Genomic DNA, 16,428 nt, shown 5'->3' on the forward strand with positions numbered 1-16,428 from the left:
CTCAGGCGCGCTGGCGGTTCATCGACCGGGCGACCATCATCAGCGCGAACACGATGATGGCGCCGACCAGCCCGACGCCGACGCGCACGGGCACGGTATCTGCGGGTGGCAGCGCAGTGGCGGCGACCGCGGTGGGGTCCGGTGCCTCTTCGGTTTTCGCGACTGCCAATGAGGGGTCGGCCTCGATGAGGGTGCCGACCTTGGTGCCCGGCGGGGTGGCGAACCCGTAGTCGAGCAGTCGGGCGGCCTGCTCCCACGGTGCGATGGGTACCCGGGTTCCCTTGAGCATCACGGCCACCAGCCGGCGTCCGTCACGTTCGGCTGCACCCACGAATGTCTGGCCGGCGTCGTCGGTGTATCCCGTCTTGCCGCCGAGTGCGCCCGGGTAGTTGTACAGCAGCTTGTTGTCATTCTCCAGCTCGTAGGCGGGCCACGGATATTTCTCGGTGCCAACAATTTTGGAGAAGGTGTCGTTCTGCCATGCGTAGCGGTAGAACAATCCGATGTCGTAGGCCGAGGTGCTCATGCCCGGGCCGTCCAGCCCCGACGGGGTGGCCGCGCGGGTGTCCCGCGCCCCGAGCTTGCGCGCCAGCGTGTTGACCTTCTGCAGCGCGGTGTCCATCCCGCCGAGCTGCATCGCCAGCGCGTGTGCGGCGTCGTTGCCGGACACCATCAGCAGCCCGTGCAGCAGGTCGTTGATCGTGTACCGCTCGCCGTTCTTCACCCCGACGCGGCTGCCCTCTGCGTGCTCGTCACCCTCGGTGCCGTTCACGGTGCGGTTGATGGGCAGTTCCTGGATGGACTGCATCGCGACGAGCACCTTGATGATGCTGGCCGGGCGATGCCTACCGTGCGGATCCTTGGCGGCGATGACCTCACCGGTGTCCAGGTCGGCAATCAACCATGCCTCGGCGGAGACATCCTCGGGCACCGGGCCGGTACCTGCGGCGGTCACGATGCCGCAGCCGCCGAGAGCCTCGCCGCCCAACGGCGTCGCGGGAACGGGCAGCGCGCCCGGGGTCGGGTCACCCGGCTTGGGGACCTCCGAGGCGTCGACCGCCGGCGGTGTCGTTGTTCGGTACGGGCAGGGATCCGGCGCCGGTTCCGCACCCGCCAGCGGCGCGCTGACCAGCGCGGGACCCGCCAGCATCAGTGCCGCGGTGACCGCGCAAGTAACTCGGCGCAACGTCGCGAAGGAAGCCATGATGACTGCAGATTAGGAGACCGCGGACCGATTTTCGGCTCGCCACGCTGTGGCTGATGTGACTTATGTGATTAATGTGATTTAACGCCGACGACGGTGCACCCAGATCGAGAGAGGTGGCGATTTCTCGATCTGGGTGCACCGTCGATGCAAGGGTCAGAGTCGGCGGGTGGCCTCGGACAGCACGTTGTGCAGGATGTCGTAGATCGCGTCGAACTCGGCCTGCCCGCTGATCAGCGGCGGTGCCAGCTGCACCACTGGGTCGCCACGGTCGTCGGCGCGGCAGTACAGCCCCGCCTCCCACAGCGCCGGAGTCAGGAATCCGCGCAGCAGCCGCTCGGACTCGTCGTCGTCGAAGGTCTCCTTGGTCGCCTTGTCCTTGACCAGTTCGATGCCGTAGAAGAACCCCTCACCACGCACATCGCCGACGATCGGCAGATCGTAGAGCTTCTCCAGGGTCGCCTTGAATGCCGGCGCATTCTGCTTGACGTGGTCGTTGATGCCTTCGCGCTCGAAGATGTCGAGGTTGGCAAGGGCAACGGCCGCCGAGACCGGATGTCCGCCGAAGGTGTAGCCGTGGCCGAAGACCGTCTTACCGTCGTCGAACGGCTCGAACAGCCGGTCGCTGGCGATCATCGCGCCCAGCGGCGAGTAGCCCGACGTCAAACCCTTGGCGCTGGTGATGATGTCGGGCACATAGCCGAAGTCGTCACAGGCGAACATCGAGCCGATCCGGCCGTAGGCGCAGATGACCTCGTCGGAGACCAGCAGCACGTCGTATTCGTCGCAGATCTCGCGGACGCGCTCGAAGTATCCCGGCGGCGGCGGGAAGCAACCGCCGGCGTTCTGCACCGGTTCCAGGAAGACCGCGGCGACGGTGTCGGGACCCTCGAACTCGATGGCCTCGGCGATGCGGTCGGCGCAGTACCGGCCGAAGGCCTTCTCATCGTGCGCGAACGGCTCGGGCGCGCGGTAGAAGTTGGTGTTCGGCGCGCGGAAGCCACCCGGGGTCAGCGGCTCGAAGGGAGCCTTGAAGGCGGGGATGCCGGTGATCGCGAGTGCACCCTGCGGAGTGCCGTGGTAGGCGATGGACCGCGAAACCACCTTGTGCTTACCGGGTTTGCCGGTGAGCTTGAAGAACTGCTTGGCCAGCTTCCAGGCGGACTCGACGGCCTCGCCGCCGCCGGTGGTGAAGAACACCCGGTTCAGATCGCCCGGTGCGTAATTGGCCACCCGCTCGGCCAGCTCGATGGCCGTCGGCGTCGCATAGGACCACAGCGGGAAGAACGCCAGCTGCTCGGCCTGCTTGGCCGCGGCCGCGGCCAGTTCCTCACGGCCGTGGCCGACCTGGACGACGAACAGACCGGACAGGCCGTCGATATAGCTGTTGCCCTTGTCGTCGAAGATGCGGGTGCCTTCGCCGCGGGTGATGATCGGCGGGGTGATATCGGCGCCGTGGCGCGCGAAATGCCCCCACAGGTGGCGCTGGGCCTTGGCGGCCAGATCGCCGGTGGTCTTCGTGGTTGTTTCGGTGATAGTCATCTAGTGCCCCAGTTGTATTGCTGCTTAACGAGTTTCAGGTAGACCAACGTTTCGGTGGATATCACTCCCGGGACGGCGCGGATCTTGGTGTTGAGGAGGTCGAGCAGGTCGCCGTCGTCCTCGCAGACCACCTCGACGATGGCGTCGAAGGTGCCGGCGGTCAGCACCACGTAGTCGACGGATTCCAGTTGGGCCAGCTTCTCGGCGACCTTGGTCGTATCGCCGGTGCAGCGGATGCCGATCATGGCCTGGCGTGCGAAGCCCAGTTGCATCGGGTCGGTGACCGCGACGATCTGCATGACGCCGGCGTCCACCATGCGCTGCACGCGCTGGCGCACCGCGGCTTCCGACAGTCCCACCGCCTTACCGATGCCGGCGTAGGAACGTCGGCCGTCCTGCTGCAGCTTCTCGATGATGGCCTTGGACAGTTCGTCGAGCTGGAAGGCGGCCCCCGGGCGCGAATGGTTGATTCGCAATGACACGGCGGAGGGGCCGGGCGGAGAGTCCGGGTGCGACATGCCTTGATTGTGCACGGAATCCGTCGTTACAAGCAACCATTTGTATGAAATCAGGCGTTGGCCATGCCGTCGATCGCCGGAATGCGTAGCCTTGGCGCTCGTGAGTGCTCAAAAACCTGCCATCGCCGGCAGTTGGATCAATGGTGCAGCAATAACCACGACGGGGCCGAGCTTCGACGTCATCAACCCCGCCACCGGGGCGGTGGTCACCACATATGCCCTGGCCACACCCGCCGATGTGGACGCAGCGGTGGCTGCCGCGCGCGCCGCTCAACCCGCCTGGGCCGCCGCACCGCCGGTCGAGCGGGCCGGTGTGCTGGCCAAACTGGCCGAGCTGATGGATGCCGCCGCCGACACGTTCATCGCCGAAGAGGTCGCCCAGTGCGGTAAGCCCGTGCGGCTGGCAAGGGAGTTCGACGTCCCCGGCAGCATCGACAACATCGCCTTCTTCGCAGGTGCCGCACGCCACCTGGAGGGCAAGGCCAGTGCCGAGTATTCGGCCGACCACACCTCGACCATCCGGCGGGAGGCCGTCGGCGTCGTCGCGACGATCACGCCGTGGAACTACCCGCTGCAGATGGCGGTCTGGAAGGTCATCCCGGCGCTCGCCGCGGGCTGCGCGGTGGTCATCAAACCCGCCGAGATCACCCCGTTGACGACGCTGACGCTGGCCCGCATCGCCACCGAAGCGGGCTTGCCCGCCGGGATACTCAACGTCGTCACCGGTGCGGGTGCCGATGTCGGGACCGCGCTGGCCGGGCACCCCGATGTGGATGTGGTGACCTTCACCGGGTCGACCCCGGTGGGGCGCAAGGTGATGGCCGCCGCCGCATTGCATGGTCATCGCACGCAGCTCGAACTCGGCGGCAAGGCGCCGTTCGTGGTGTTCGACGACGCGGATCTCGACGCGGCCATCCAGGGCGCGGTGGCCGGTGCGTTGATCAACAGCGGACAGGACTGCACCGCGGCGACCAGGGCCATCGTCGCGCGCGATCTCTACGACGATTTCGTGGCCGGTGTCGGCGAGGTGATGAGCAAGATCGTCGTCGGCGACCCGCACGACAAGGACACCGATCTGGGTCCGCTGATCACCTACGCCCACCGCGAGAAGGTGGCCGCGATGGTCTCCCGCGCTCCCGATCAGGGCGGGCGCATCGTCACCGGCGGTGTCATTCCGGATCTGCCGGGTGCGTTCTACCGGCCGACGCTGATCGCCGATGTGTCGGAGGCTTGCGAGGTGTACCGCGACGAGATCTTCGGCCCGGTGCTCACGGTGCGGGCGTTCACCGATGACGACGACGCACTGCGCCAGGCCAACGACACCGCCTACGGTCTGGCGGCCTCGGCCTGGACCCGTGACGTGTACCGCGCGCAGCGGGCCTCGCGTGAGATCAACGCCGGTTGTGTGTGGATCAACGACCACATCCCGATCATCTCCGAGATGCCGCACGGCGGTGTCGGGGCGTCCGGGTTCGGTAAAGACATGAGTCAGTACAGCTTCGAGGAATACCTGACCATCAAGCATGTGATGAGCGATATCACCGGGGTGGCCGACAAGGAGTGGCACCGGACGATCTTCGCGTCGCGGTAGGGCGCGATTTGTGGAGTTTCAGCCGCCACGGTGGCGGCTGAAACTCCACAAATCGCTACTCGTCGCGGGGGATGACGATCACCGGGGCGTCGGTACCGGCGAGGATGCGCGATGCCGTCGAGCCGAGGAAGATCCGCTTCGGCGCGGCGAACCGGCTGGAGCCGACCACCAGGAGGTCGTCGTCATCCCAGTTGAGTTTCTTCAGTGCCGACTCCAACGTCATACCGTCGGCGACCAGCGATTCGATATCCGGCGAATCCGGCAGCGCGCGGGCGGCCACCGCCAGATTCTCCTGCGCGGCGGCAATCTGCACGGCCCGCAGTTCCTTGAGATCCTCTGCCTCGGAGAGGTTTTCGGCCGATACCAGCGACACCATCCGGATCGGCAGGTTCGCCGCGCTGGCCAGCGTGATGGCGAACGGTAGGGGATTGTCGTCGCCGGGCCTGCTCGGCACCGCTGCGGTCACCGCGGCGATGGTCTCCGGTGCGTCGTCGGCGTAGCCGCGCGGGGCGAGCGCCACCGGGATGGGCGAGCTGTGCAACAGCGCGCTGGACACCGGCCCGATGACGTGACCGCCGAAGAAGCCGTCACGAGCACCGCCGACCACGATCAGATCGGAAGAATGGCTCTCGGCGAACCGTAGCAATTCCTCGGCAAAAGATTCTCCGACAAGGACATTGGCCTTGACCGACTTGGCCGCACCGGTCAGCGTGCCGACCGCCTTGGTGATCCACTGCTTGCCCTTTTCGAGCAGCAGCTCCTGGTACTGGGCGCGGCCGGGATGCCCGTCGGGCAGTTCCTCGCGCACGACGAGCACCACGTCGACATCGGCGTCGAAGGTGCGGGCCAGCGCGGCCGCCAGGGCGACACCGTCGTCACCGGTGGGGGTGGCCAGGTAGCCGACCGTCAGATGCATGGTGCTGCCTGCGCTTTCGTATCAGTACACATCGGGAACCTTGACCTCGGTATCGGGGGTGAGCGTCTCGCCGCGGAAGAAGCGCTTGGTGCCGAACGCGAAGCACGCGAGCATCAGCGGTACCCCCAGGACCAGCATGCCGACGCCGAGCACGAACACCCCGCCCACCGGACCGAAGGCGGTGTAACCGTAATCGGGGGCCATCATGTCCTTGGCGCTGATACCGAAGGCGACCGCCATGGCCAGCCCGCCGAGAAGCGGGAAAATGCCGCGGAAGAACAGGTTTCGCGCCGAGGTGAACAGGGTTCGGCGGAAGTACCAGACACAGGCGAACGCGGTGATGCCGTAGTAGAAGGCGACCGCCAGTCCCAGTGAGGCAACCGAGTCCGCCAGGGCGTTCTCCGAGAGGAACGTGAGCACCAGATAGAAGAACAGCGCCATCGCTCCCATCACGATGGTGCCGAACGCCGGTGTCATGTACTTGGGGTGGACGCTGGCGAACCGCTTGGGCAGCGCCTCGTAGACCGCCATCGACAAGGTGCCGCGTGCGGTCGGCAGGATGGTGGTCTGCGTCGAGGACAGCGCCGATACCGACACCGTCAGCAGCAGCAGCGAGGCCAGGACCGGACCACCCACCGGTGCGCCGAGCACGGTCAGGACGTCGTCGGTGTTGTTCGGGTTGTTCAGCCCGATTCCCACCACGCTGAAACCGGCGAACGACTGGACCGCATACGCCACCAGCACATAGGTGCACACCAGGATCAGGGTGGTGATGACGGCAGCGATACCTGGTGTGCGGCCGGGATCCTTGGTCTCCTCGCCGACGGCCAGGCAGGCGTCCCAGCCCCAGTAGATGAAGACGCACAGGATGATCGCCGCGGCGATGGAGGAGACGTCCAGCCCCGACGGCCACAGCCAGGACAGTGACGGGCTGACCGCCTGTGCGCCTGCGGTGTTGCCGAACACCCGGATCAGGGCCCAGATGCTGGCGACGATCAGCACGCCGAACTGGATGGCGATCAGGACGTTCTGCATCTTCTCCGAGACGACCACTCCGCGGGCGCTGACCAACGTCATGGAGATGATGAAGAACGAACCGAGCGCGACCTTGGCGTACAGATTGTCCGCCAGCGCGTCCTGGCCGAGGAATTTGAACAGGTAGACCGCGGCGATCTCGGCGACGTTGGCCAGCACGATGATTGCCGAGACGGCCAGCCCCCAGCCACCGATCCAGCCGATCCACGGACCGAATGCCTTGGTTCCCCAGGTGAAGGTGGTGCCGCAGTCCGGGGTGTCCTGGGACAACTCCTTGTAGGCGAAGGCCACCAGCAGCATCGGGATGAATGCCAGGACGAACATGGCCGGAGCCTTGTCGCCGACGTGGAGCACCACATATCCCAGCGTCGCCGCCAGGCTGTAGGCCGGCGCCACCGCCGCCAGACCGATCACCACGTTGCCCACCAGACCCAGCGCGCCGGCCTGCAGACCCTTGTCCGTGGTCACCGGGGTCGGCTGTTCCGCGATTGCCATGCGCGTGAATATACGGTTTCCGTTGTCCGGAAGGGGTGATACGACGAAAAGGTTTTCATCGGGGTAACAAGGCAACGAAATCAACACATCGGCGGTCGGTTCTAGACTCGGTGCCATGACGGCCGAAGCCTGGACCGCGGAGTTCGAAGAGCTGCGGCCGCATCTGCTCGCCGTCGGGTACCGATTGACCGGAACATACGCCGATGCCGAGGACATCGTCCAGGATGCGTGGCTGCGCAGGCAGCGAACCGCCGAACCCATCGCCGACTTGCGCGCCTGGCTCACCACCGTGGTCAGCCACCTGGGTCTGGACACCCTGCGCTCGGCCACCCATCGGCGGGTCAGCTATGTCGGGGAATGGCTTCCCGAACCGGTGGTCACTCCGATGGCCGGGAACGACCCCTTGGACCTGGTGGTGGCCGGTGAAGAGGCGCGGTTCGCGGCGATGGTGGTGCTGGAGCGGCTCACCCCCGAACAGCGCGTCGCCTTCGTCCTGCACGACGGTTTCGGTGTGCCCTTCGACGAGATCGCTGTCGTACTGGCCACCACCGCCGCCGCGGCCCGCCAGCTGGCATCGCGGGCTCGCCGCGCCGTGGCGGCCGCGCCACCACCGGAGGCGGCCGAGGCCCACAACGAGGTGGCCGGCCGGCTGACGGCCGCGCTCGCCGCCGGCGATCTGGACGCCGTCGTCGCGCTGCTACATCCCGACATCACCTTCACCGGTGACGCCAACCGCCGCGCGCCGACCGCCCCGAACATCATCCGCGGACCGGAGAAGGTGGCGCGCTTCCTGTTCGGACTCGCACGGCGGTACGGCCCGAACTGGCAGGCGGGCAGTCAGCCGGTGCTCATCAACGGTGAGCTCGGTAGCTACACCCCCGGTGCGCCTGCGCTCGACGGCTACCCCGAGCTGATGCCGCGCATCACCGCGTTGACGATCACCGGCGGGCTCGTGGCCGCGGTCTGGGATATTGCCAACCCGGACAAGTTCACCGCGTCTCCGCTTCGCCGGCATCTGTCCACGGAACCCGGCAGGCATCTCCGGAGCTGAACCCCTGCTCGGTGATGCCCAGCGCCGAGTACATCCGGGCCCGCATGTTCTCCAGGCCGATCTGGTAGGTCAGTTCGATCACCCCGGCGTCGCCGAATCTGGTGCGCAGATCGGCCACCTGCTCATCGGTGACGGTGTGCGGGTCGGTGCTCATGGCGTCGGCATAGGCGATCGCGGCACGCTCGTCGGCGTCGAACAGTGGCGAGGTCGCATAGTCGTCGATGGTCGCGAGCCGCGCGACGTCCAGACCGTCGAGGCGCTGCAGCATGGATCCGAAGTCCACACACCACGAGCACCCGATGGTGCGTGCGGTCCAGAACACCGCCAGCTCGCGGACTGCGGCGGGCAGGGTCGTGGACCCGGCCTGGACCAGCATCTCGTGCACGGCGTTGGCCGCGAGCAGCCGCCGGTGGTGGGCGGCGACGGTGAACGGTTGCGGGACTTCGCCGAACTTCCGTTTGGCGATGCGGTACATCATTCGGGTGAACAGCCCGGCGTCGGCGGGGTGCAGGGCAGCGATTCTGGGCGTCATACCCCTGAGACGACACGGCGGATCGATTTGTGACCGAGGTGCTAGTTCGAAACGGGTGCGTGCGGGTAGAGATGAAGCGTGACTGACATGCTGCCGAGCCGGGGCTCGGTGTTCGGTGCCCACCTCCGATCGGCCGCGACGGTCTCCGTCCAGATTGTCGCGGTGTCGGCGGCCCTGTGGATCTTGGCCTGGGTGGTCGGCGAGGCGTGGGTGATCATCCTTCCCGTGGCGCTGGCCGTGGTGGTCTGCACCGTGCTGTGGCCGCCGGTCCGCTGGATGCGGTCCAAGGGCGTCCCGCCCGCGGCGGCGGCGCTGCTGATGCTCTTGGTGGCGATCGGGGTGATCGTCGGCATGATCGCGGCGGTGGCGCCCGCGATCGTCGAGCAGTCGACCGAACTGGCCGAGCAGGCGACCGCCGGTGTGGTCCAGGTCCGGGACTGGTTGGGCGGCCCGCCGCTCAATATCAGCGAGGCGCAACTGGACTCGGCTGTCACCGCGATCAACGACCAGTTGAACTCCAGCAGCAGCCAGATCGCGAGCGGCGTGTTCACCGGCGTCGGTGCGGCCACCTCGGCGTTGGTGACCCTGTTCACCACCATCGTGGTGCTGTTCTTCCTGCTCAAGGATGGCCCGCGGTTCATCCCGTGGCTGCGGCGCTCGGTCGGTCATCCCGGCGCGCGGCATCTGGCCGAGGTGCTGGCGCGGATCTGGGACACCCTGGGCGGGTTCATCCGCACCCAGGCGCTGGTGAGTCTGGTGGACGCCGTGCTGATCGGGGTCGGCCTGGTGATCCTCGGCGTGCCGCTGGCCTACGCCCTGGCCATCATCACCTTCATCGGCGGTTTCGTACCGATCGTGGGTGCCTTCGTCGCGGGCGGTCTGGCCGTCCTGATCGCGTTGGTGGCCAACGGGCCGATCAATGCGCTGCTGGTGCTCGGCGTCATCATCGCGGTGCAACAGCTGGAGGGCAACGTGCTGCAGCCGTGGCTGCAGTCGAAGTCGATGAAGCTGCACGCGGTGATCGTGCTGCTGGCGGTGACCCTGGGGGCATCGACGTTCGGTGTCATCGGCGCGTTCCTGGCGGTGCCGGTGGCCGCGGCGGTCGCGGTGATCATCAGGTACTACGACGAGCAGGTCGCCGAGATGGCGGGGGAGAACATCGGGCCGGAGCCCCCGCCCGAGTAGCGCCGAGTGTCGGGTTATGTGTCAATATTCGGTCGAACTCGGTACACAACTCGACTTTCGATTGCAGTGGAACCGTGCGGTGGACCGATGCGTCTGAGTCAACATGGTGTTTCTGGGTTCGGAGGCGCTGGCGGCGGGTGCACTGAACCGCTATCAGTTACGCACGCAGTACGACGCTGTCCATCGCGACGTCTACGTGGCCCGCGGGACGGTGTTGACCCCACTGGACAAAGCGCGCGCGGCCTGGCTGTGGTCGCGACGCCGAGGTGTGGCAGCTGGGCTGTCAGCGGCGGCGCTGCACGGCTGCAAGTGGATTGACGCCGTACATCCTGCCGAGCTCAACCAGTCGAGTCGCTCCGCTCCGACCGGGATTGTCATCCACAGCGACGAACTCCTGCCCGCAGAGGTTGCACAGCGGCAGGGGATCCGATTGACATCGCCGGCACGCACAGCGTTCGACCTCGGCCGTCGGAGGGGCCTCACCACGGCCGTCATCCGCGTCGATGCCATCCTGCAGGCAGTGAAGCTCACGATCGCCGACGTCGAGTCCCTGGCGCTGCAACACAGGGGAGTCCGAGGCATCCGTCAGTTACGGGAGGTTCTCGCCCTTGCCGATGCCGGTGCCGAGTCGCCACAGGAGACCCGGCTGCGCTTGGTTCTGACGCAGGCCGGGATGCGCCCGTCGCGAACTCAGATCGACGTCTATGACGGTCGCAGTCTGGTGGGCCGGCTCGACATGGGGTGGCCCGAGTACAAGGTCGGCGTCCAGTACGACGGTGCACAGCATTGGACCGACCCCCGGCAGCGGACACTCGATATCGAGCAGGACGTGGCGTACCGGGACTGCGGCTGGCGGATCGTCAGGGTCGGCGCGGACCTGCTCCGGTACCGGCGGGCGACGATCATTCGACGGGTCCAGACCGAGTTGAGAGCGGCAGGGGCACTGTGCTGAAACGAGTGTTGGCTTGTATGCCAGATCCAGGCGGATCTTGGTACACAAGCCAACACTCGGGGCGGAAATACCTAGCGCGCGAACATCAGGGCGCGCTTGACCTCTTGGATCGCCTGAGTCACCTGGATGCCACGCGGGCAGGCCTCGGTGCAGTTGAAGGTGGTGCGGCAGCGCCACACCCCGTCGACCTCGTTGAGGATGTCGAGGCGCTCGGCGGCACCCTCGTCGCGCGAGTCGAAGATGAAGCGGTGCGCGTTGACGATCGCGGCCGGGCCGAAGTACGAGCCCTCGCTCCAGTACACCGGGCACGACGTGGTGCAGCACGCGCACAGGATGCACTTGGTGGTGTCGTCGAAGCGGGCGCGGTCGGTCGCGCTCTGCACACGCTCCTTGGTCGGCGCGTTACCGCTGGTGATCAGGAACGGCTTCACCGCGCGGTAAGCGTCGAAGAAGGGCTCCATGTTGACGATCAGATCCTTTTCCACGGGCAGACCGCGGATAGGCTCGATCGTGATCGTCAGCTGCTTTGAAGCCTTCTTGGGCAGCAGGTCCCGCATCAGCACCTTGCACGCCAACCGGTTCACCCCGTTGATGCGCATGGCATCCGAGCCGCACACCCCGTGCGCGCAGGACCGGCGGAACGTCAGTGTGCCGTCGAGGTACCACTTCACGTAGTGCAGCAGGTTCAGCAGCCGGTCACTCGGCAGGCACGGGACCCGGAAGCTCTGGTAGCCGGCCTCGTCGGGGGCGTCCGGGTTGAACCGGGCGATCTTCAGCGTGACCATGACCGCGCCGTCGGGGACGGGCGGCAGCTCGGGGCTCTTGGTGTCGGGTTCAATGACAGCAGTCATCAGTACTTCCGTTCCATCGGCTCGTAGCGGGTCTGGACCACGGGCTTGTAGTCCAACCGGATATCGCTCAGCAGATCGGTGCCCTCTTTGTAGGCCATCGTGTGACGCATGTAGTTGGTGTCATCGCGGTTCGGGTAGTCCTCACGCGCGTGGCCGCCACGAGATTCCTTGCGGTTCAACGCGCCGACGACGGTCACCTCGGCCAGCTCCAGCAGGAAGCCGAGCTCGATGGCCTCCAGCAGGTCGCTGTTGTAGCGCTTGCCCTTGTCCTGCACCGTGATCCGCGAGTAACGCTCCTTGAGCGCATGGATGTCGGTCAGGGCCTGCTTGAGAGTCTCCTCGGTGCGGAACACCGCGGCGTTGTTGTCCATCGACTGCTGCAGAGCCGTGCGGATGTCGGCGACGCGCTCGTTGCCGTGCTCGGAGAGAATGTCGCCGACCCAGTCGACGACCATGTTCGCCGGGTTCTCCGGCATGTCGACGTGGTTGTGGTTGAGCGCGTACTCGGCGGCCGCGATGCCGGCGCGACGGCCGAACACGTTGATGTCGAGCAGCGAGTTGGTGCCCAGCCGGTTGGAGCCGTGCACCGACACGCACGCGCATTCCCCTGCGGCGTACAGGCCGGGGATGACGTTGGTGTTGTCGCGCAGCACCTGGCCGTTGACGTTGGTCGGGATGCCGCCCATCACGTAGTGGCAGGTGGGGTAGACCGGCACCAGTTCGGTCACCGGATCCACACCGAGGTAGGTCCGGGCGAACTCGGTGATATCGGGCAGCTTGGCCTCCAGCACGTCCTCACCGAGGTGGCGCACGTCGATGTAGACGTAGTCCTTGTTCGGTCCGGCGCCGCGGCCTTCGAGCACCTCGAGCACCATCGAGCGGGCGACGATGTCACGCGGGGCCAGGTCGACGATGGTCGGGGCGTAGCGCTCCATGAACCGCTCACCGTCGGCGTTGAGCAGACGTCCGCCCTCACCGCGCACGGCCTCGGAGATCAGGATGCCCAGCCCGGCAAGACCTGTCGGGTGGAACTGGTGGAACTCCATGTCCTCCAGGGGAAGTCCCTTGCGGAAGATGATGCCCAGGCCATCACCGGTGAGGGTGTGCGCGTTGGAGGTCGTCTTGTACATCCGCCCCGATCCGCCGGTGGCGAAGACGATCGCCTTGGCGTGGAAGACGTGGATGTCACCGGTGGCCAGCTCGTAGGCGACCACACCGGTGGCCACCGGGCCGCCGGGGGTTTCGGTCAGGACGACGTCGAGGGCGTAGAACTCGTTGAAGAACTCGACATCGTGCTTGACGCAGTTTTGGTACAGGGTCTGCAGGATCATGTGGCCGGTGCGGTCGGCGGCATAACAGGCCCGGCGGACCGGGGCCTTGCCGTGGTCGCGGGTGTGACCACCGAAGCGGCGCTGGTCGATGCGGCCCTCGGGGGTGCGGTTGAACGGCATCCCCATCTTCTCCAGGTCATAGACCGCGTCGATGGCTTCCTTGCACATGATCTCGACGGCGTCCTGGTCGGCGAGGTAATCCCCACCCTTGACGGTGTCGAAGGTGTGCCATTCCCAGTTGTCTTCCTCGACGTTGGCCAGCGCCGCGCACATGCCGCCCTGGGCTGCGCCGGTGTGACTGCGGGTCGGGTAGAGCTTGGTCAGCACGGCGGTGCGGGCGCGCGGTCCGGCCTCGACGGCGGCACGCATACCCGCGCCGCCGGCACCGACGATGACGACGTCATAACGATGTTCTTGAATCATCCTGCGTCCCTAGCTAGATATTGGCGTCGAACGTGACGAGCACGTAGCTGCCCAGCACCAGCGTGAAGCCGGTGGCCAACAGCAGCAGCGAGTTCAGCCAGAACTTGGTGGTGTTCTTGCGGGCGTAGTCACCGATGATGGTGCGCATGCCGTTGGCGCCGTGGATCATGGCCAGCCACAGCAGCGCCATGTCCCAGATCTGCCAGAACGGTGAGGCCCAGCGCTCGGCGACATAGTTGAAGTCGATGCGGTACACGCCGTCTTCCCAGAGCAGCATGATGAACAGGTGGCCCAGCGCCAGGAAGACCAGGGCGACGCCGGAGAACCGCATGAACAGCCAGGCGTACTTCTCGAAGTACGGGATGCCGCGCGGCCTGCGCGGTGCGCGCGGGTGATCGAGGCTCGCCGGCCGGTCGTGCTCTTTCTCCTGCACCGGGGCGATGCGCCCCTCCTTGTGGTGCGGAGTCCAGGCCTCGCTCACAGGAACCGCTCCGCCATGTGCATACCGATCACTCCCAGGGACGGGATCATCACGGCCAGCCAGACGCCGGCGATGACCCACAACATCTTGCGCTGATACTTGGGCCCCTTGGCCCAGAAGTCGATGAGGATGACCCGGATGCCGTTGAGTGCGTGATACAGCACTGCGGCCACGAGGCCGATCTCCATGAGCCCGATGATCGGCGTCTTGTAGGTCTCGATGATCGAGTTGTACGCCTCGGGGCTGACCCGGACCAGTGCGGTGTCGAGCACATGCACCAGTAGGAAGAAGAAGATCGTGGCACCGGTGATGCGATGCAACACCCAGCTCCACATGCCTGGGTCGCCGCGGTACAGACTGCGGCGGCGCGCCGGTTTCGATCGCGGTGCCGGGATATCGGATTCCGCGGCCGTGGCTGTGCTCATTGAGTCCTCCAACGCCTTCGGTGGACGGTTGGGGAGAAGGCTGATTCCTACCCCAAACCTCGGGGCGACTCTAATCCCATTTGGAGCCGCTGAAGAACTAGCCTGGGTGTGCGGGCGCCCCTTGTACCACAAAGTTAGGGTTACCTACCTTGGTTCGCCCTCCGGTGGTGGGCGTGTTCGGAATGCATTCAGATGAAGATGAACGGACATCGAATGGCTGCTGAAATCGATTGGATTGCGCTGCGCGGCAACGCAATTGATGTTTCTCGACGGGCGTACGCGCCATACTCCGGGTTTCCCGTCGGAGCTGCGGCAATAGTCGATGACGGCCGAATAATCCGCGGATGCAATGTGGAGAATGTCTCATATGGCCTAGGTCTCTGTGCCGAGTGCGCTGTGGTCTGCGCCCTGCATTCGGGCGGTGGCGGCCGGCTGATCGCGCTGAGCTGTGTGGCCGCCGACGGGGCTCCGCTGATGCCATGTGGTCGGTGCCGGCAGGTGCTCTACGAGCACGGCGGACCGGACATGTTGATCGACCATCCCGCCGGCCCGAAACGGCTCGCCGAACTGCTGCCCGACGCGTTCGGCCCTGACGATCTGGAGCGCAATGTTTGACGCACCGTCGATCATCCGGACCAAGCGGGACGGCGGTGTACTCGCCGATGCGGCCATCGACTGGGTGATCGACGGCTACACCCGCGGGGCGGTGGCCGACGAGCAGATGTCGGCGCTGCTGATGGCGATCTTCCTGCGCGGCATGACACCGGCGGAGATCACGCGCTGGACCGCGGCGATGATCAATTCCGGCGAACGCTTCGACTTCGGCGATCTCGGACGCCCGACGGTCGACAAACACTCCACCGGCGGTGTCGGCGACAAGATCACCATCCCCCTGGTACCGGTGGTACTGGCTTGTGGCGCAGCGGTTCCGCAGGCCGCCGGCCGCGGACTCGGTCACACCGGCGGCACCCTGGACAAGCTGGAGTCCATCGCCGGATTCACCGCCGAACTGTCCACGGCGCAGATCCGCAGTCAGTTGGCCGGGGTGGGGGCGGCGATCTTCGCCGCCGGTGAGCTGGCCCCGGCGGACCGCAAGATCTACGCGCTGCGCGACATCACCGCCACCACCGAGTCACTGCCGCTGATCGCCAGCTCGGTGATGAGCAAGAAGCTCGCCGAGGGGGCCTCCTCGTTGGTGCTCGACGTCAAGGTCGGCAAGGGCGCGTTCCTCAAGACCGAGGCCGAATCCCGCGAATTGGCCGCCACCATGGTGGAACTCGGCAACGCCAGTGGTGTGCCGACCCGGGCGCTGCTGACCGATATGAACCGGCCACTGGGCCGCACGGTCGGCAACGCACTGGAGGTGGCCGAGTCCCTGGAGGTGCTCGCCGGCGGCGGACCGGATGATGTCGTCGAGCTGACCGTCGCGCTGGCCGTCGAGATGCTCGCCACCGCGGGCATCGAGGATGTCGATCCCGCGCGGACGCTGAACGACGGCACCGCCATGGACCGGTTCCGGGAGCTCGTCGCCGCCCAGGGCGGAGATCTCACCGCGCCCCTGCCTATCGGCGCGCATGCCGAGACGGTGACCGCCGGCGCCGGTGGCGTGATGGGCGATATCGACGCGATGTCGGTGGCGATGGCGGCCTGGCGGCTCGGTGCCGGTCGCGCGGCTCCAGGGCAGCCGGTGCAGTTCGGCGCCGGGGTACGCATCCACCGGCGGCCCGGAGATCCGGTCGCCGCGGGCGAGACTCTGTTCACGCTCTACACCGACACCCCCGAACGGCTGGCGCCGGCGCTGGCCGAGCTCGACGGTGGGTGGAGCGTGGGCGCGCATCCGCCGCGGATCGGGCCGCTGATCATCGACCGGATCGGTTGATGGCGCGCGGGCGACGG

The 16,428-nt window shown here is 66.5% G+C and carries 16 protein-coding genes; 6 read left to right on the forward strand and 10 right to left on the reverse strand.

What is annotated here, in order from left to right; all coding sequences use genetic code 11:
- Position 1 precedes the first annotated feature (1 nt).
- The 3 genes from FBY28_RS19685 to FBY28_RS19695 form a co-directional block, all read right to left on the reverse strand.
- Complete coding sequence (locus tag FBY28_RS19685; protein ID WP_174241684.1) at positions 2 to 1,204, reverse strand: D-alanyl-D-alanine carboxypeptidase family protein; 1,203 nt, start codon at positions 1,202 to 1,204, stop codon at positions 2 to 4.
- A gap of 156 nt (positions 1,205 to 1,360) precedes the next feature.
- The gene (locus FBY28_RS19690) at positions 1,361 to 2,746 is read right to left on the reverse strand and encodes an aspartate aminotransferase family protein (RefSeq protein WP_141869008.1); all 1,386 of its coding nucleotides are present in this window, start codon (positions 2,744 to 2,746) and stop codon (positions 1,361 to 1,363) included.
- Entirely contained in the window at positions 2,743 to 3,264 is a 522-nt protein-coding gene (locus FBY28_RS19695; protein ID WP_019510115.1) for an Lrp/AsnC family transcriptional regulator, read from the reverse strand. Before FBY28_RS19695 ends, FBY28_RS19690 begins: the two co-directional genes overlap by 4 nt.
- Positions 3,265 to 3,364: 100 nt before the next feature.
- On the opposite strand from FBY28_RS19695, the gene FBY28_RS19700 reads away from it, so the two are divergent.
- Positions 3,365 to 4,855, forward strand: coding sequence for a gamma-aminobutyraldehyde dehydrogenase (locus FBY28_RS19700; protein ID WP_174241685.1), 1,491 nt, complete (start codon positions 3,365 to 3,367; stop codon positions 4,853 to 4,855).
- A 55-nt stretch (positions 4,856 to 4,910) separates the two neighbouring features.
- Here FBY28_RS19700 and FBY28_RS19705 read toward each other — a convergent pair whose 3' ends face one another.
- Together FBY28_RS19705 and FBY28_RS19710 are read right to left on the reverse strand one after the other, a co-directional pair.
- Positions 4,911 to 5,771, reverse strand: coding sequence for a universal stress protein (locus FBY28_RS19705; protein WP_141869010.1), 861 nt, complete (start codon positions 5,769 to 5,771; stop codon positions 4,911 to 4,913).
- A gap of 21 nt (positions 5,772 to 5,792) precedes the next feature.
- The gene (locus tag FBY28_RS19710) at positions 5,793 to 7,301 is read right to left on the reverse strand and encodes an APC family permease (RefSeq protein WP_141869011.1); all 1,509 of its coding nucleotides are present in this window, start codon (positions 7,299 to 7,301) and stop codon (positions 5,793 to 5,795) included.
- Between the two features lie 115 nt (positions 7,302 to 7,416).
- On the opposite strand from FBY28_RS19710, the gene sigJ reads away from it, so the two are divergent.
- On the forward strand, positions 7,417 to 8,352 hold the full coding sequence (gene sigJ / locus FBY28_RS19715; RefSeq protein WP_141869012.1) for an RNA polymerase sigma factor SigJ: 936 nt from the start codon (positions 7,417 to 7,419) through the stop codon (positions 8,350 to 8,352).
- Here the strand turns inward: sigJ and FBY28_RS19720 are convergent.
- Complete coding sequence (locus FBY28_RS19720; RefSeq protein WP_141869013.1) at positions 8,291 to 8,884, reverse strand: carboxymuconolactone decarboxylase family protein; 594 nt, start codon at positions 8,882 to 8,884, stop codon at positions 8,291 to 8,293. The genes sigJ and FBY28_RS19720 overlap by 62 nt on opposite strands.
- A gap of 87 nt (positions 8,885 to 8,971) precedes the next feature.
- Between FBY28_RS19720 and FBY28_RS19725 the strand changes: the two genes are divergently transcribed.
- Positions 8,972 to 10,069: an AI-2E family transporter gene (locus FBY28_RS19725; RefSeq protein WP_141870347.1), complete on the forward strand. Its 1,098-nt coding sequence runs from the start codon at positions 8,972 to 8,974 to the stop codon at positions 10,067 to 10,069.
- A gap of 103 nt (positions 10,070 to 10,172) precedes the next feature.
- Positions 10,173 to 11,021, forward strand: a complete 849-nt coding sequence (locus tag FBY28_RS19730) for a type IV toxin-antitoxin system AbiEi family antitoxin (protein WP_141869014.1) — start codon at positions 10,173 to 10,175, stop codon at positions 11,019 to 11,021.
- A 71-nt stretch (positions 11,022 to 11,092) separates the two neighbouring features.
- Here FBY28_RS19730 and FBY28_RS19735 read toward each other — a convergent pair whose 3' ends face one another.
- Genes FBY28_RS19735 through sdhC form a run of 4 tightly spaced genes read right to left on the reverse strand, consistent with a single transcriptional unit; the run spans position 11,093 to position 14,532 of the window.
- A complete protein-coding gene (locus tag FBY28_RS19735; protein WP_030134723.1) occupies positions 11,093 to 11,872 on the reverse strand; it encodes a succinate dehydrogenase iron-sulfur subunit in 780 nt (259 codons plus the stop codon).
- The gene (sdhA, locus tag FBY28_RS19740) at positions 11,872 to 13,623 is read right to left on the reverse strand and encodes a succinate dehydrogenase flavoprotein subunit (RefSeq protein WP_286178511.1); all 1,752 of its coding nucleotides are present in this window, start codon (positions 13,621 to 13,623) and stop codon (positions 11,872 to 11,874) included. The genes FBY28_RS19735 and sdhA overlap by 1 nt, the downstream gene beginning before the upstream one ends.
- A gap of 16 nt (positions 13,624 to 13,639) precedes the next feature.
- Positions 13,640 to 14,107: a succinate dehydrogenase hydrophobic membrane anchor subunit gene (locus FBY28_RS19745; protein WP_019510105.1), complete on the reverse strand. Its 468-nt coding sequence runs from the start codon at positions 14,105 to 14,107 to the stop codon at positions 13,640 to 13,642.
- Entirely contained in the window at positions 14,104 to 14,532 is a 429-nt protein-coding gene (gene sdhC / locus FBY28_RS19750) for a succinate dehydrogenase, cytochrome b556 subunit (RefSeq protein WP_019510104.1), read from the reverse strand. The genes FBY28_RS19745 and sdhC overlap by 4 nt, the downstream gene beginning before the upstream one ends.
- Positions 14,533 to 14,745: 213 nt before the next feature.
- Here sdhC and FBY28_RS19755 point away from each other — a divergent pair, with 213 nt between their 5' ends.
- Positions 14,746 to 15,147 carry a cytidine deaminase gene (locus FBY28_RS19755; protein ID WP_174241686.1) on the forward strand — a complete coding sequence of 134 codons (402 nt, stop codon included), beginning with the start codon at positions 14,746 to 14,748 and terminating at the stop codon, positions 15,145 to 15,147.
- Entirely contained in the window at positions 15,140 to 16,411 is a 1,272-nt protein-coding gene (locus tag FBY28_RS19760) for a thymidine phosphorylase (protein ID WP_141869015.1), read from the forward strand. Before FBY28_RS19755 ends, FBY28_RS19760 begins: the two co-directional genes overlap by 8 nt.
- Positions 16,412 to 16,428: the final 17 nt, after the last annotated feature.

Origin of the sequence: Arthrobacter sp. SLBN-53 (genome assembly GCF_006715585.1) — a bacterium.
Lineage (GTDB): Bacteria > Actinomycetota > Actinomycetes > Mycobacteriales > Mycobacteriaceae > Mycobacterium > Mycobacterium neoaurum_A.

What these genes read in the sequence shown, in the direction of transcription:
- FBY28_RS19685 (WP_174241684.1), bottom strand. Translation starts at nt 1,204, where the DNA reads ATGGCTTCCTTCGCGACGTTGCGCCGAGTTACTTGCGCGGTCACCGCG.
- FBY28_RS19690 (WP_141869008.1), bottom strand. Translation starts at nt 2,746, where the DNA reads ATGACTATCACCGAAACAACCACGAAGACCACCGGCGATCTGGCCGCC.
- FBY28_RS19695 (WP_019510115.1), bottom strand. Translation starts at nt 3,264, where the DNA reads ATGTCGCACCCGGACTCTCCGCCCGGCCCCTCCGCCGTGTCATTGCGA.
- FBY28_RS19705 (WP_141869010.1), bottom strand. Translation starts at nt 5,771, where the DNA reads ATGCATCTGACGGTCGGCTACCTGGCCACCCCCACCGGTGACGACGGT.
- FBY28_RS19710 (WP_141869011.1), bottom strand. Translation starts at nt 7,301, where the DNA reads ATGGCAATCGCGGAACAGCCGACCCCGGTGACCACGGACAAGGGTCTG.
- sigJ (WP_141869012.1), top strand. Translation starts at nt 7,417, where the DNA reads ATGACGGCCGAAGCCTGGACCGCGGAGTTCGAAGAGCTGCGGCCGCAT.
- FBY28_RS19720 (WP_141869013.1), bottom strand. Translation starts at nt 8,884, where the DNA reads ATGACGCCCAGAATCGCTGCCCTGCACCCCGCCGACGCCGGGCTGTTC.
- FBY28_RS19725 (WP_141870347.1), top strand. Translation starts at nt 8,972, where the DNA reads ATGCTGCCGAGCCGGGGCTCGGTGTTCGGTGCCCACCTCCGATCGGCC.
- FBY28_RS19730 (WP_141869014.1), top strand. Translation starts at nt 10,173, where the DNA reads ATGGTGTTTCTGGGTTCGGAGGCGCTGGCGGCGGGTGCACTGAACCGC.
- FBY28_RS19735 (WP_030134723.1), bottom strand. Translation starts at nt 11,872, where the DNA reads ATGACTGCTGTCATTGAACCCGACACCAAGAGCCCCGAGCTGCCGCCC.
- sdhC (WP_019510104.1), bottom strand. Translation starts at nt 14,532, where the DNA reads ATGAGCACAGCCACGGCCGCGGAATCCGATATCCCGGCACCGCGATCG.
- FBY28_RS19755 (WP_174241686.1), top strand. Translation starts at nt 14,746, where the DNA reads ATGGCTGCTGAAATCGATTGGATTGCGCTGCGCGGCAACGCAATTGAT.
- FBY28_RS19760 (WP_141869015.1), top strand. Translation starts at nt 15,140, where the DNA reads ATGTTTGACGCACCGTCGATCATCCGGACCAAGCGGGACGGCGGTGTA.